The 15046-nt window shown below is 42.4% G+C and carries 18 protein-coding genes; 12 read left to right on the top strand and 6 right to left on the bottom strand.

Annotation, left to right across the window (positions count from 1 at the left end; genetic code table 11):
* Positions 1–5: 5 nt before the first annotated feature.
* The 5 genes from E5N72_RS04660 to mlaF are packed head-to-tail and all read right to left on the bottom strand — an operon-like array spanning position 6 to position 3124.
* Positions 6–299, bottom strand: a complete 294-nt coding sequence (locus E5N72_RS04660) for an STAS domain-containing protein (RefSeq protein ID WP_135923440.1) — start codon at positions 297–299, stop codon at positions 6–8.
* Positions 292–969: an ABC transporter substrate-binding protein gene (locus E5N72_RS04655; RefSeq protein ID WP_135926229.1), complete on the bottom strand. Its 678-nt coding sequence runs from the start codon at positions 967–969 to the stop codon at positions 292–294. Before E5N72_RS04655 ends, E5N72_RS04660 begins: the two co-directional genes overlap by 8 nt.
* 2 nt (positions 970–971) lie before the next feature.
* Positions 972–1520, bottom strand: a complete 549-nt coding sequence (mlaD, locus tag E5N72_RS04650) for an outer membrane lipid asymmetry maintenance protein MlaD (RefSeq protein WP_135923439.1) — start codon at positions 1518–1520, stop codon at positions 972–974.
* A gap of 13 nt (positions 1521–1533) precedes the next feature.
* Positions 1534–2313, bottom strand: coding sequence for a lipid asymmetry maintenance ABC transporter permease subunit MlaE (gene mlaE / locus E5N72_RS04645; protein ID WP_135923438.1), 780 nt, complete (start codon positions 2311–2313; stop codon positions 1534–1536).
* Positions 2306–3124 carry a phospholipid ABC transporter ATP-binding protein MlaF gene (mlaF, locus tag E5N72_RS04640; RefSeq protein WP_135926228.1) on the bottom strand — a complete coding sequence of 273 codons (819 nt, stop codon included), beginning with the start codon at positions 3122–3124 and terminating at the stop codon, positions 2306–2308. Before mlaF ends, mlaE begins: the two co-directional genes overlap by 8 nt.
* Positions 3125–3371: 247 nt before the next feature.
* On the opposite strand from mlaF, the gene E5N72_RS04635 reads away from it, so the two are divergent.
* The 12 genes from E5N72_RS04635 (at position 3372) to mgtE (ending at position 12741) form a co-directional block, all read left to right on the top strand.
* Positions 3372–4343, top strand: a complete 972-nt coding sequence (locus E5N72_RS04635; RefSeq protein WP_135923437.1) for a calcium/sodium antiporter — start codon at positions 3372–3374, stop codon at positions 4341–4343.
* Between the two features lie 3 nt (positions 4344–4346).
* The gene (locus tag E5N72_RS04630) at positions 4347–5318 is read left to right on the top strand and encodes a KpsF/GutQ family sugar-phosphate isomerase (RefSeq protein WP_135923436.1); all 972 of its coding nucleotides are present in this window, start codon (positions 4347–4349) and stop codon (positions 5316–5318) included.
* Between the two features lie 3 nt (positions 5319–5321).
* Positions 5322–5873, top strand: a complete 552-nt coding sequence (gene kdsC, locus E5N72_RS04625) for a 3-deoxy-manno-octulosonate-8-phosphatase KdsC (protein WP_135923435.1) — start codon at positions 5322–5324, stop codon at positions 5871–5873.
* Positions 5870–6424 carry an LPS export ABC transporter periplasmic protein LptC gene (lptC, locus tag E5N72_RS04620; protein ID WP_135923434.1) on the top strand — a complete coding sequence of 185 codons (555 nt, stop codon included), beginning with the start codon at positions 5870–5872 and terminating at the stop codon, positions 6422–6424. The genes kdsC and lptC overlap by 4 nt, the downstream gene beginning before the upstream one ends.
* Entirely contained in the window at positions 6414–6935 is a 522-nt protein-coding gene (gene lptA, locus E5N72_RS04615; RefSeq protein WP_135923433.1) for a lipopolysaccharide transport periplasmic protein LptA, read from the top strand. The genes lptC and lptA overlap by 11 nt, the downstream gene beginning before the upstream one ends.
* The gene (gene lptB, locus E5N72_RS04610; protein ID WP_135923432.1) at positions 6932–7657 is read left to right on the top strand and encodes an LPS export ABC transporter ATP-binding protein; all 726 of its coding nucleotides are present in this window, start codon (positions 6932–6934) and stop codon (positions 7655–7657) included. Before lptA ends, lptB begins: the two co-directional genes overlap by 4 nt.
* A 117-nt stretch (positions 7658–7774) precedes the next feature.
* Entirely contained in the window at positions 7775–9271 is a 1497-nt protein-coding gene (locus E5N72_RS04605) for an RNA polymerase factor sigma-54 (protein ID WP_135923431.1), read from the top strand.
* Positions 9272–9297: 26 nt separating this feature from the next.
* The gene (gene hpf, locus E5N72_RS04600; protein ID WP_135923430.1) at positions 9298–9585 is read left to right on the top strand and encodes a ribosome hibernation promoting factor; all 288 of its coding nucleotides are present in this window, start codon (positions 9298–9300) and stop codon (positions 9583–9585) included.
* Positions 9586–9588: 3 nt separating this feature from the next.
* Positions 9589–10041, top strand: a complete 453-nt coding sequence (ptsN, locus tag E5N72_RS04595; protein WP_135923429.1) for a PTS IIA-like nitrogen regulatory protein PtsN — start codon at positions 9589–9591, stop codon at positions 10039–10041.
* Complete coding sequence (rapZ, locus tag E5N72_RS04590; RefSeq protein ID WP_135923428.1) at positions 10042–10887, top strand: RNase adapter RapZ; 846 nt, start codon at positions 10042–10044, stop codon at positions 10885–10887.
* A gap of 11 nt (positions 10888–10898) precedes the next feature.
* The gene (locus E5N72_RS04585; protein ID WP_135923427.1) at positions 10899–11171 is read left to right on the top strand and encodes an HPr family phosphocarrier protein; all 273 of its coding nucleotides are present in this window, start codon (positions 10899–10901) and stop codon (positions 11169–11171) included.
* Between the two features lie 211 nt (positions 11172–11382).
* Positions 11383–12741 carry a magnesium transporter gene (gene mgtE, locus E5N72_RS04580; protein ID WP_135923426.1) on the top strand — a complete coding sequence of 453 codons (1359 nt, stop codon included), beginning with the start codon at positions 11383–11385 and terminating at the stop codon, positions 12739–12741.
* A gap of 35 nt (positions 12742–12776) precedes the next feature.
* Here mgtE and E5N72_RS04575 read toward each other — a convergent pair whose 3' ends face one another.
* On the bottom strand, positions 12777–14954 hold the full coding sequence (locus E5N72_RS04575) for a YgiQ family radical SAM protein (protein ID WP_135923425.1): 2178 nt from the start codon (positions 14952–14954) through the stop codon (positions 12777–12779).
* Positions 14955–15046: the final 92 nt, after the last annotated feature.

Raw genomic sequence — 15046 nt, 5'->3', positions numbered from 1 at the left:
AAATCTCACTCAAATAAGGTTGTGACCTGTCCCAACTGCATCAAGTTTTGCAGTTGCTCAGGAATATTTTGCAATTCAAGGCGAATACCTTGCTGCTTTAATTCTGCGAAAGAGTGAATTAACCAAGCTAAGCCCGCCGTGTCAACCCTAGATACACCAGAAAGGTCAAAATACCACGTTTTGTGTGTAGATTGTGACTTGGTGTTCAGAAGGCGTTCATTGGCGATAGAGTTTCGGGTCAGTTCACCACTGACCCGAAACTGATTATCCTCGAGTTGAGTAATATCAACGTTACTCATCGCCACCTTCACCTCTAAACTGCACTGGTAGTTGGCTCTTTTGCTCAAGTAAGTCACTCACGTGTTCGATACCTTGTTGACGCAAAATGCCTTGTAATTCACTTTGTTTAGCGTCAAGCAGGCTAATACCCTCGGCAATCATGTCGTATGCACGCCAATCACCATCTCGGTCTTCACGTACTTTAAAGTCAATTTTAATATCAGGCTTACCTGGTTCCACAATTTTCGTTTTGACTAGTACCACATCTTGACCTTTAAAAGGCTGGGCTGGGCCAAACTCAACACTTTGGTTTGTATACTGCGTAAACACACCAGCGTATGTAGCAATTAGGTATTTTTGAAACACATCAATGAAGTGTTGCAAATCTTTGATTGCTTTTGCCTTTTCTTCTTTATCTTCGATTGCACGTACTTTTGATACATGGTTACCTAACACACGAAGTGCAGCGTACTTGTAGTCAATGTAAGGCATTAACTCTTCTTCTACGATCACTCGTAGATACTCTTTATCTTTGGCGATTAAAGGCTGATCTTTAGTAATACGTGCAAAGGTATTATCTGATACTTTACGCACCATTTTGTATGGGTCTTTTAAATCGACCTCAGGCTCTGCAGCGTGTACACCTACCGTAAACACCACGCTTAAAGCGATTAGAAATTTTTTAAACATCATTATTCACTTCCTTGGTTGAACAAGAACTGACCTATCAGCTCTTCTAATACTAATGCTGACTTGGTATCGGTGATGTAATCACCATCAGCAAGCGCTTTACTTTCAACACCAAACAAATCATCTAAAGCAGCATCATCTTGAGCGGCTGTCACTTTTTCACCCATGCAGCGTTGCTCTGCAGAATCGGCAGCAATAACCGGGTTAATACCCAAGTACTGCTCCCCTAAAATACCTGATGTTAAAATAGAGATAGAGGTTGTATCTGAAAACTTACACAAATAGTTTGCGTCAATCGCCATGTTAACTACTGGCACAAACTCTTTTGGATCAATTGAAATTGACTCAACACGCCCCACAACAACTCCGCCGACCTTAATTGGCGCTCGGGCTTTTAACGAACCAATGTTTTCAAACTTGGCATTTAGTTGGTACGTTTCACCGCTACCACTAATGCCGGCATTTGCTACTTTGAATGCAAGCAATGCAAAAGCCGCAATACCTAGGGCTACAAAAAAGCCAACTAAAATTTCTAATTTCCGTGAATTCATCTTTATACCCTAATTAGCTGGTAAACATTACCGCTGTTAAAATAAAGTCAAAACCTAAAACTGCCAGTGATGAGTGTACAACGGTTTCTGTTGTCGCTTTACTTATCCCTTCAGAAGTAGGGATACAGTCATACCCTTTGTAAAGCGCAATCCACGTTACAATCAAGGCAAATACAAAGCTTTTAATCATGCCATTAACAATATCTTGCTGAAACGACACTTGCGCTTGCATGATTGACCAAAAACTACCTGAATCAACACCAAGCCAATCAACGCCAACTAAGTGAGCGCCGATAATAGCAACAGCAGAAAATATTAATGCAAGCAATGGCATACTAATAAAGCCAGCCCAAAAGCGCGGGGCAATAATGCGTTTAAGTGGGTCAATTGCCATCATTTCTAAGCTAGATAATTGCTCAGTGGCTTTCATCAAGCCGATTTCAGCTGTTAGTGCACTGCCCGCGCGACCAGCAAATAATAACGCCGTGACCACAGGCCCTAATTCGCGTAACAAACTTAGTGCCACCAATGGTCCTAAGCTATCTTCAGCACCATAACCGACTAATACGGTATAGCCTTGTAAGGCGAGCACCATGCCGATAAACAGGCCCGACACCATAATGATTAAAAGCGATTGTGAGCCGACCATATATAACTGACGGATCAGTAACGGCGTGCCTTTTTTGAAGTTTGGCATATTAACTAATGCGCCAAACAACATTTGCGTAGAGCGACCAAGCGCAGCAAAACGGCCTAACGTCTTGTGACCTAGCTTTTGAAACAGATCAAGCATTCGGTACTCCCAATAATTCATCATCATAAGCAGGAGCAGGATAATGGAATGGTACAGGACCATCCGATAATCCTTTTAAGAACTGCTGAACAAGCTCTGATTGATGATTTTGCATTTGCTCAGGTGAGCCTTCACCAATCACACCTTGATCAGCAATAATGATCACGTGATCTGCAATACTAAGCACTTCGGTTACATCGTGCGTTACAATAAGCGACGATAAACCTAACACCTCATTCAGTGATTTGATCAGCTTAACAAGTACCCCCATCGAAATAGGGTCTTGGCCGGCAAAAGGCTCATCATACATAATCAGTTCGGGGTCAAGGGCTATCGAGCGAGCCAAAGCTGCACGGCGTGCCATACCACCTGATAATTCAGACGGCATTAAATCTTGTGCACCACGAAGACCTACAGCTTGTAACTTCATAAGGACTACAAGCCGAATTAAGTCTTCACTAAGTTGAGTGTGTTCGCGTAAGGGGAAAGCGATATTGTCAAACACAGACATATCAGTGAATAAAGCACCACTTTGAAAAAGCATACTCATTTTAGTGCGGGCAGCGTAAAGCTCCTTGCGAGACATGCTAGGAATACTATTGCCTTCGAACAAAATATCACCAGAATCAGGCTTAAGTTGACCACCTATCAAGCGTAACATGGTGGTTTTACCTATGCCGCTCGGTCCCATGATAGCGGTGATCTTGCCTTTCGGAATGTTAAAACTCATATTTTTATATATGATTCTATCGCCCCGTGAAAAGGTTACATCCTTGATTTCTACTATTGATTGCGACAAGTCGCTCTCCATAACGTTTTTCACTCGTTTTGCCATTTTAAAGTTTTTTTAGTCAAGATGGAAAAAACAATTCGTAAAATTTTGTAATATTTTCTATTCGCCAAATTAAACTCTACGCAGTTGCTCCTTAACCACACCTGAAATCTCATTCCTAAAAAACCGCGCTTTGTGCCTGCCAGCCTATTCTTTTACTTATACTTTCCTGCTCGCTTTTGTTACTATTTGCAGTCATCTGTTTCAGTAATGTTGGCGTATCACAATGGTGACTTCTTTTGTCATTTTAATTATTGGTTTTGCAGCACTTGTTTGGAGTGCCGATCGGTTTGTTTATGGTGCGGCTGCACTCGCAAAAAATATGGGGATCCCGACCCTAATCATAGGTTTAACGGTTGTTGCTATGGGTTCTTCAGCCCCTGAAATGATGGTATCTGCTTCTGCCGCGCTTGCCGGTAAAACTGATACAGCAGTAGGTAATGCTGTTGGCTCAAATATCACCAATATCTTACTTGTACTGGGCGTAACAGCACTACTTCGCCCTCTTTCTGTCTCGTCAATGACCTTAAAACGAGAAATGCCTTTAGTACTACTTGTCTCAATTGCGGCATGGTACGTGTTTTCAGATAACTACTTTTCGTTTGCCGAAGGTATCGCATTAGCTCTTGCCTTTGTTGTCTTCATCGCAGGCTTAGTGATTGTGTCTTTACGCGCTAAAAATCAAGACGATGACCCTTTCGTGAGCGAGGCATGTGAAGATGTTCCCGATAATGTCAGTACTAAATCAGCTATCCTATGGCTTGTTATCGGTATGATACTTTTACCTATCAGCTCACATTTTTTAGTCGAATCAGCCGTTGATATTGCTAAATACTTTGGCCTTTCAGACCTTGTAATTGGTTTAACAATTATCGCTATTGGTACCAGTCTACCTGAACTGGCTGCATGTATTGCTGGGGTATTGAAAAACGAAGATGATTTAGCATTGGGTAATATTGTAGGCTCGAACATTTTCAACCTACTCGCTGTTTTACCACTGGCTGGGATCATCAACCCATCGATTATTGACCCATCTGCGGCAAACCGCGATGCACTTATCATGATTGCAGCAACCGTTGTATTGATTGCCATGTCATTGAACTTTAAAGGTGCTCGTCGTATCAATAGAGTAGAAGGTGGCTTCTTGTTAGTCGCATTTATTGCATATCAGGGCTATATTTTCAGCCAAGTAGGATAATTAATGACACAACCTAGCTTTATCGCGCAGGGTAAGCGCGTACTCGAAATTGAAGCACAAGCTTTACAAGAAATTGAGCAATATATAAATCAAGATTTCGATAACGCTTGCCAATTAATGTTCCAATGTACAGGTCGTATTATTGTGATTGGTATGGGCAAGTCTGGCCACGTTGGTAATAAAATTGCGGCGACCCTTGCAAGTACTGGCACACCGGCATTTTTTGTTCACCCTGGCGAAGCAAGCCATGGTGATTTAGGCATGATCACCCGTGATGATGTGGTAATGTGTATTTCGAACTCAGGTGAGACCAGCGAAGTACTTAGTATTATCCCCGTTATTAAGCGTATTGGCGCAAAGATGATTTCACTCACTGGCAACCCAGACTCAACCATGGCAAAACTGTCTGATGTACATGTTTGCATTAAAGTTAGCCAAGAAGCATGCCCACTGGGTCTTGCGCCAACGGCAAGCACTACAGCAACCTTGGTTATGGGTGATGCAATGGCTGTTGCTTTACTCGAAACACGTGGCTTTACAGCCGATGACTTTGCATTATCTCATCCCGGAGGCAGCCTAGGTAAGCGCTTGTTGCTTACATTAAACGATGTAATGCACAGTGGTGATGCAACACCAATAGTGCACGAGTCGCAAAGCATTAAAGATGCGCTTATTGAAATGTCTGCGAAGGGGTTAGGTATGACAGCCGTGGTCGCGGAAGACCAAAAACTCTGCGGCTTATTTACGGATGGTGATTTACGTCGTATTTTAGAGCAACGTATTGATATTCATAGTACCGCCATTAGCCAGGTCATGACGCGCTCATGTACTACAGCCAGTGCAGAGATGCTGGCTGCTGAGGCGTTAAATATTATGGAACGCAAACGTATCAACGGCTTGATTGTAATCGATAAAAATAACACACCGATTGGCGCGCTTAATATGCAAGACCTATTAAAAGCAGGAGTTCTGTAAGTAATGACATTCGCCGAGCTATACCAGCCCCTTAGTCCTGATGTAAGTCAGCGTGCTCAAAAAGTTAAGTTACTAATATGTGATATTGATGGCGTTTTTTCTGATGGCAGAATTTATCTTGGAAATCAGGGCGAAGAGCTTAAAGCATTTAATACCAAAGATGGCTTTGGCATCAAAGCACTCATTAATAGTGGCTTTGAAGTTGCCGTTATTACCGGGCGCCATTCACAAATAGTTCAGCAGCGAATGACTAGCCTAACCGTACAGCATATTTATCAAGGCCAAGAAACAAAGCTGATTGCATACCAAGAGTTAAAAGATAAACTTGGCCTAGAAGATGAGCAAATAGCGTACATTGGTGACGATGGCCCTGATTTGCCTGTAATGGAAAAAGTAGGCTTTGCGGTAGCAGTCAATGATGCGCACCCATTGATAAAAAAACTGGCTCACTATACGACCATGCTACCGGGTGGCTTTGGCGCTGTACGTGAATTAACAGATTTACTGATGTTAGAAAACGGTAAGCCGTTAACTAGCGATGGAACCAGCGCATGAATATAGCCCGTATTTTACTGAGTATTGTTTTTGTTTGTTGCATGGTGTGGTTGTGGTATCCGTACTTTAACCAAACAACAAACACAATAAATAGTGAAGACGAGATTATTGCAACTCCCGATTATACGGCCGTTGCACTAAAGCAAACCGCTTATGATGAGCAAGGCAAGATTAGCCATAAAGTGGCCGCTGCGAAAATGGAGCTTTATCAGCAACTTGGGTTTACCTTTTTTGAGCAACCTATTTTTACACTTTATGGCGACCAGCAAATTTGGCAAGTAAAAGCTAAAGAAGCCACCTTATATGAAAACGATCAGCTTATTTTTGAAGGCGATGTTGTTGCTAAAAACTTAACCCATAATGGCATGATCGAAGATATTAAAGCTGAAAACATTAACGTTGATATAGAACAAATGACCATGTTTTCGAAGCAACCTGTGACGCTAACAGGACCAAATTTAAAAATTACCGGTAAAGGCCTAAAAGCTAATTTAAAAACCGAGATTGTAGAGTTAACTAACCATACACGAACCATATACTATGACCAATAAACTGAAGAAATTACTCCTGATCCCAAGCTTATTGATTGCCTTTTCAGGCGTAGCTGCCGAACAGACAGGCGCACAAATTAGCATAAGCTCAGATCGCCAAACTGGTAAGCTAAAAGATGGCGTTGGTATATTTGAAGGCAATGTCGAAATTATACATGGTAACCGCCGGATCACAGCCGAACGCCTTGAAGCCCATGGTGGTGACACAGAAGGTACTGTTGAGTTAATTATCGCCACAGGTAAGCCTGCTTATTTTGAAGAAAAGCAAGCAGATGGCACGGTAATGAGCGCCAGTGCAGAAGAAGTTCGCTACGACGTAGCCAAGCGCTTCTTAACTTTAAATGGCGAAGCCGAAGTGACTCAAGCAGGCCAAAAAGTAACAGCGAAAAGCATTACTTATGATATGGCACAACAACTAATTAGCGCAGAAAAAGACGAAAACTCAACAGACCGTGTACACACAATCTTAGTGCCTGTTGACAACAAACAAGACGATAAAGGCCAACCATGAGCACATTAAAAGCAGAGCTTTTAGCAAAAAGCTATAAAGGCCGCCAAGTTGTCAAAAATGTGGGTCTTGAGGTTGAAGCGGGCAGTATCGTTGGTTTGCTTGGCCCAAATGGCGCAGGCAAAACCACCACTTTCTATATGATTGTTGGCTTAGTACCCAGCGATAAAGGCAAGATCAGCATTGATGATAATGATATTACACTTTTGCCAATGCATAGCCGAGCACGTTTAGGGATTGGTTACCTACCACAAGAGTCATCTATTTTTAGAAAGTTAACGGTTTATCAAAACCTAATGGCTATTTTAGAAACGCGTAAAGATTTAAATAAACAAGGCCGAGAAGAAACACTCAACAACTTACTTGATGAATTTAGTATTCAGCACATTCGTGATAGTCAAGGTATGGCCTTATCTGGGGGCGAGCGTCGTCGCGTAGAAATTGCTCGGGCATTAGCCGCAAACCCTAAATTTATCTTGTTAGATGAGCCTTTTGCTGGTGTTGATCCTATTTCAGTGTTAGATATAAAGAAAATTATTGAACACTTAAAAAATCGTGGTATTGGTGTATTAATCACTGACCATAATGTTAGAGAAACCCTTGATGTTTGTGAAAAAGCCTACATTGTTTCTCATGGGGAGCTAATTGCATCAGGAACACCTGAGCATGTTTTAGCTGACCAAACCGTACGCGATGTGTATCTAGGTGAGCAATTCAGGCTATAACCAATAAGCCACCATCTAGCGCATCTGCTAAACTAAATAACAATGACAATAAATCGATATAAATTTACCTGTGACTGCACAGGTGTCGATAACACATAAAAGGATTGTTAGGGATACATGAGGCAATCATTACAGCTGCGCATGGGCCAGCAACTTACAATGACTCCACAACTGCAACAAGCAATTCGCTTGCTGCAGCTTAGTACATTGGATCTCCAGCAAGAAATTCAAGAAGCACTTGATAGTAACCCTCTGCTTGAAGTGGAAGAAGCAGATTACAACGATGAAAACATTGGTAAGAACGAGCAAAAAGCTGAATCTGATGATACTCAGCTAAGTGCATCGGCCGAAGAAGCGCCGAGTGAGTACGAACAAGAAAGCAGCGATGCCCTTAACAAAGACACCGTTAGTGACGATTTAGCCATGGATGTGACATGGGATGAGTACATGAGTGCTGCCCCATCAACATCATCAGGTCCAATGCCTGAAGATGAGTCAATTTATCAAGGTGCATCGACTGAAACCCTCCATGAATACCTTATGTGGCAATTACAACTCACACCATTTAGCCCAACCGATGAAGCGATCGCTGTCGCCATCGTAGAGGCAATTGATGACTCAGGTATTTTAACTGTTAGCTGCGAAGACATAGTCGAAAGTTTTAATCAAAATAATGATGAAGAAGAAATCGAACTAGATGAAGTCGAAGCGGTCTTAAAGAGAATACAGTTGTTTGATCCAGTAGGGATTGGTGCCCGTAGCTTACAAGAGTGCTTATGTATCCAGCTTCGCCAATTCGATGCCAGTACGCCGTATTTAGCTGAAACTAAAATGGTTTTATCTGAGCATATTGAATTATTAGCAAGTCGCGACTATCGCACTTTGATGAAAAAGACTAAGCTTAAAGAAAGCGAACTAAAAGAAGTAATGACGCTGATCCACAGCTTAAACCCTAAGCCAGCAGACAGCATAGTTCGCGAAGAGTCTGAGTACGTTATACCCGATGTATCGGTTAAAAAAGTTAAAGGTCGTTGGGTCGTTGAACTAAACCCAGATTGTATGCCAAAAATTAGAGTGAATAGCCAATATGCAGCTATGTCACGCTCAGTAAAATCGAGCAGCGATAGCCAGTTTATTCGCTCTCATTTACAAGAAGCTAAATGGTTTATTAAAAGCTTAGAGAGCCGTAACGATACACTTTTAAAAGTAACCAACTGTATCGTACAGCAACAACAAGCATTTTTTGAACATGGCCCAGAAGCCATGAAACCAATGGTGCTGAACGATGTCGCAGAAATGGTCGAAATGCATGAATCGACAATTTCACGTGTTACAACACAAAAATACATGCACACCCCTCGCGGGATTTTTGAGTTGAAATATTTCTTCTCAAGCCATGTCAGCACAGAAAACGGTGGTGAGTGTTCATCAACAGCAATTCGCGCTTTGATCAAAAAGCTTATCGCTGCAGAAAACTCAGCTAAACCATTGAGTGATAGTAAAATTGCAGATATATTGGCTGAGCAAGGAATTAAAGTAGCTAGACGCACAATTGCAAAATATCGAGAGTCTCTAGCGATACCTCCGTCTAATCAGCGTAAGAGTTTGATTTAGACGTTTTACATAGAAGGAAAATGCTTATGCAACTAAATTTAACTGGTCGTCATGTAGAAATCACTGATTCATTAAGAGACTATGTAAACAGCAAGTTTGCAAAACTAGAAAGGCATTTTGACCACATTAATAATGTACATGTCATTCTAGATGTAGAAAAATTAAGCCAAAAAGCAGAAGCAACTTTACATGTAAATGGAGGCGAGCTCTTTGCCTCAACTGCACACCAAGATATGTATGCAGCCATTGACTCGCTAATCGATAAACTAGATCGTCAAGTCATTAAACACAAAGAGAAATTAGCTCGACACTAAATTATGAAACTTAGTTCACTTACTAACCAGGACTGCAGCAAAGCTGCGGTCCTTTTTAATAGCAAAAAAAGAATCCTTGAATATATCAGCGAGCTGGCTCACCAGCAGCTTCCTCATTTATCTCAACAAGACGTCCTTGATGCCTTACTCAATAGAGAAAAATTAGGCAGCACAGGTATTGGTCGTGGCATTGCTATTCCACATGGCCGCATGAGTGGTGCAGAGCAACCACAGGCATTTGTCATAGTGAGTGAATCCCCAATCAATTTTGACGCAATTGATAACCGACCTGTGGATATTTTCGTTGCACTCATCGTACCAGATGGAGACAGCCAACTTCACCTAAAGACCTTATCGACAATTGCTGATAGACTAAAAGATAAAGAGTTTTGTAAACAGTTACGTAGCGCCAAAACAGACCACGAACTGTTTCAGGTCATATCAGCAGAGGCATAAATGGAATTAATTATCATCAGCGGTCGCTCAGGCTCAGGTAAATCGGTCGCTTTACGTGTACTTGAAGACTTGGGTTACTACTGTGTTGATAATATCCCAGTCAACTTATTACCTTCGCTTGTTCGTAGCGTTTCAGACAACTATGACAAAATAGCAGTCAGCATAGATGTGCGTAACTTACCGAAAGAGCAGCAAGAGTTTAATGATATTCTTGAATACCTGCCAGGTTTCGCAAACCCAACACTGTTCTATTTAGACAGTGATGACCAAACTCTGATCAAACGCTTTTCTGAAACGCGACGCTTACATCCTCTATCGATTGACTCGCTGCCACTCGATTTAGCAATTAAGCAAGAAAGAGTATTACTGGATGTACTGATCACGCGCGCTGATTTTATGATTGATACCACCGACCTGAGTGTTCATCAGTTAGCTGAATCAATTCGTGAAAAGATCTTAGGTAAAAAAGATAAAAAGCTGATTATCACCTTTATGTCGTTTGGCTTTAAACATGGTATTCCTAAAGAAGCCGATTACGTATTTGATGCACGTTTTTTACCAAATCCACACTGGGAGCCAGACCTAAAGCCACTCACAGGCTTAGATCAACCAGTAAAAGATTACCTTGCAAGTCATAGCATAGTGCAAAAATTTACATGGCAAATTCAAACATTTGTGCAAACATGGTTACCTCACCTTGAGCGTAACAATCGAAGCTATCTTACTATCGCAATTGGCTGTACTGGCGGGCAACATCGCTCGGTATATTTAGCGCAGACCATTGGTGATAGCTTTTCAAAAACGCATGCGAACGTAAAAATCCGCCATCGCGAGCAAGATATTTAATTGGATGCCAGATGCACGCAGAAGACACGTTTTTAATTCAAAATAAGCTTGGCTTGCACGCACGAGCAGCCACTGTTTTAGCACAACTTGCTTTGCAATTTGATGCTAAAATTATGCTTTATCAAGACGATAAAGAAGCTGAAGGTGATAGTGTTTTAGCCTTAATGTTACTTGAAAGTAGCCAAGGTAAAGAAGTGCGTGTGGTATGTGAAGGCCCAGATGCAGAGGCTGCACTGAACGCAATTGGAGAATTAATTGCACAACGCTTTCATGAACAAGAATAGCGTTTGCTAAGGCTTAACCGTTTAAGTTAAACTTAGTTCAGGTATTTATAATTCTCTTTAAATATCCTACTTTTATATCGTTCACACCTTAAAAATACAAAGCACTTAATAATTTTATCGCAGTGTGAAGATATCCTGCAAATACACCACTTAGCAACTATGCTGTATTTGCAGAATCTGTATTAATCTATTTTCAGTTGTAAGGACGCCAATGCCAGAAGCCTTTGAACAAGACTACCCACTACAACAACTTAAACAAGTGACCAAGTCACTCAATAGTGGACAATTTGTTCAGGTGCGAGGCATGCTCGCTAAAACAGCTCCGTGTGATACCGCTTTATTATTAGAGTCATCTCCCCATAAAATTCGTCGCATGCTATGGCAGTTGGTAGACCCAGATGTGCGTGGTGATGTTTTAGAAGAACTCTCTGAAGACGTACGTTTAGGTATTATTGCTCAGATGGAGCCTGAGCACATTGCTGCTGCAACCGAAGACATGGACGACGATGACTTAGGTGAAGTTCTTCGTAGCCTTCCTGACACCGTTTATCAAGACGTAGTCAGTGCAATGGACTCGCAAGATAGAGAAAGGGCAACTCAGGCACTGTCGTACCAAGAGCGTTCAGCCGGTGCCCTGATGAACAGCGATACGGTCACCATTCGTCCAGATGTTACCTTAGATGTAGTCCTGCGCTATTTACGCTTGCGTGGTGAACTACCAGAAGGTACGGATGACTTATACGTTGTTGATAAACATAACTGCTTTTTAGGCGCGCTTTCGTTAACCACATTACTGACCAACTCATCGGATAAAATTGTTCGTGATTTAATGGATGAAGAGTGTGAGTCAATCCTAATCTCAATGGATGAAAGTGATGTAGCGCAATTGTTCGAGCGTCATAACTGGATTTCAGCCCCTGTTGTTGATGATAACGCTCACTTGCTTGGTCGTATTACCATCGATGATATCGTTGACGTCATCCGTGAAGATGCTGAACACAGCATGTTAAGCCTTGCTGGTCTTGACGACGAAGAAGATACCTTTGCGCCAGTACTCAAAAGTTCGCAGCGTCGCTCTATTTGGCTGGGAGTTAACTTATTAACCGCATTGCTAGCAGCAATTGTGGCAAGCTTTTTTGAAAACACCTTAGCAATCTTGCCTATTTTGGCGGTACTAAATGGTATCGTACCTTCAATGGGTGGTGTTGCAGGTAGCCAAACATTAACACTGGTTATTCGTGGTATAGCGGTTGGCCATATCAACCAAACAAACCAACGCTTCTTATTACTTAAGGAACTGGCGATAGGCGCACTGAATGGCGTTATTTGGTCGATATTGATTGCTGGTGTGGTTGCCCTATGGCAATGGGACTTTAAGCTCGGTGCGGTCTTAGCGTTTGCGATGTTTATGAATCTTGTTGCCGCTGGTATCGCGGGTGCGAGTATTCCGTTAATTCTTAAGAAAATGAAAATTGACCCAGCCCTCGCCGGCAGTGTGGTGCTGACAACCGTCACCGATATTGTTGGTATTTTTGCCTTTTTAGGCACCGCAACCTGGTTATTGATCTAATATAAAAACGGCCCTTTAAGGGCCATTTATATCTTTTACTTTGCGCGCTGCTTATTTTTACCTACTCTAGGCTTGGTATTGGCCTTTTTGAATTGGCTAAAACCAGTGTGGCGTGTAAGTGCCGCACGGCCTTTACCACCTTTACTATTTGCTGCTTTTTCGTTGCGACTCTCTTCAGGCACCAAACAGTTTGGCCCTTTACCGATTAGATTCGCTTTGCCCATTTTTCTAAGAGCTTCGCGGATCATCGGCCAGCCGGCAGGATCATGATAACGTAAAATAGCTTTATGCAAGCGACGCTGACGTGCCCCTTTTGGCACAGGCACTTGTTCAGTATTGTTTTTAATATTACGTAACGAGTTCATCTCGGTATGATAAATTGTCGTTGCGTTGGCCATTGGCGACGGGTAAAAATTTTGTACCTGATCAAGCTTAAAGTCATTGGCCTTTAACCATAACGCCATGTTAACCATGTCTTCGTCTTTCGTTCCTGGGTGTGCAGAAATAAAATACGGGATCAAATACTGTTTTTTACCGGCTTCTTTTGAGTATTTATCAAATAGCTCTTTAAACTTATCGTAAGCCCCCATGCCCGGCTTCATCATCTTAGATAGTGGGCCATCCTCGGTATGTTCAGGGGCAATTTTTAAGTACCCGCCTACGTGATGAGTAACCAGCTCTTTTACATAGCGTGGATCTTCTACTGCTAAGTCATAGCGTACGCCTGACGCAATCAAGATTTTCTTCACGCCTTTCACATCACGGGCTTTTTTATAAAGCTCAATCGTTGGGGTGTGATCGGTGTCCATATGCTTACAGATATCAGGATAAACACATGATAAACGTCGGCACGTGCTCTCGGCCTTTTTGCTCTTACAGCGCAATTTATACATATTCGCTGTTGGGCCACCTAAGTCAGAAATTACCCCTGTGAAGCCCGGTACTTTGTCACGAATTTGCTCAATTTCATCAATAATTGATTGCTCTGAACGGCTTTGAATAATGCGTCCTTCATGTTCTGTAATCGAACAGAAAGAACAACCACCAAAGCACCCGCGCATAATGTTCACCGAGGTTTTAATCATTTCATAGGCAGGAATTTTTTCATCGCCATAGCTTGGATGTGGAATACGCTGATATGGCAAACCAAATACGCCATCCATTTCTTCAGTTTCAAGCGGAAATGCAGGCGGGTTCACCCAAATAGAACGGTCGCCATGGCGTTGAAACAAGGCACGTGCACAACCTGGGTTTGTTTCTTGGTGCAAAATACGCGACGCATGGGCATAAAGCGGTTTATTTACACTCACTTGCTCATACGCTGGCAACTTAACGTAGGTCTTTTCCCATGGCTTAGGACGCGCAGGCTGAATAGTGATTGGCTTGGCAGCCTCTGCGCTTAAATCAATACCCGCTTGTTTAAACTCAGACTTACTACAACCGACATCATCTGCACCATACGGGTTTGGAATTGGATCAATCTTACCGATTTTATCGATAGCCGTAGAGTCACTGCCACGCCAGCCCGGCAAAGGCTCTTTTCGAATAACCGCGGTACCACGAATATCTTGAATGGTATCAACCGACTCACCACCAGCAATTCGGTGCGCAACTTCAACAAGCGGACGCTCGGCATTACCGTAAATTAGAATGTCTGCTTTGGCATCAAACAAAACACTTCGGCGTACTTTTTCTTGCCAGTAATCATAGTGCGCAATACGACGTAAACTCGCCTCAATACCACCAATAATTAACGGCACATCTTTATAAGCTTCACGACAGCGTTGGCTATACACAACCACAGCACGATCAGGACGTTTACCACCTATGTTACCCGGCGTGTAAGCATCATCATGGCGCATACGCTTTTCAGCAGTATAGCGGTTGATCATCGAGTCCATATTGCCCGCAGTCACACCAAAAAATAAGTTAGGCTTACCTAACGCCATAAAGGCATCTTTTGAGTTCCAATCAGGCTGAGCAATAATACCAACGCGAAAACCCTGCGACTCAAGCATGCGGCCAATTACAGCCATACCAAAACTTGGGTGATCAACATAGGCATCGCCACTGACGATAATCACATCGCAACTATCCCAGCCTAATGCATCCATTTCTGCACGGGTGGTTGGTAAAAATGGCGCCGTGCCATAGCATTCAGCCCAATACTTAGGGTAAGAAAACAGGCCTCGCTCGGCTTTTAATGCGCTCATAAAGTGTACTCTGCTAACAAAAGGGGCGAATTATACCCCACTCTTATAGATTATTATAGAAAACAAAACGCCCTTCACATTGAAGGGCGCTG

Source organism: Pseudoalteromonas sp. MEBiC 03607 (assembly GCF_004792295.1).
GTDB lineage: Bacteria > Pseudomonadota > Gammaproteobacteria > Enterobacterales > Alteromonadaceae > Pseudoalteromonas > Pseudoalteromonas lipolytica_C.
The sequence above is the reverse complement of the archived record's forward strand: the minus strand, read 5'-3'. Positions and strand labels throughout refer to the sequence as shown.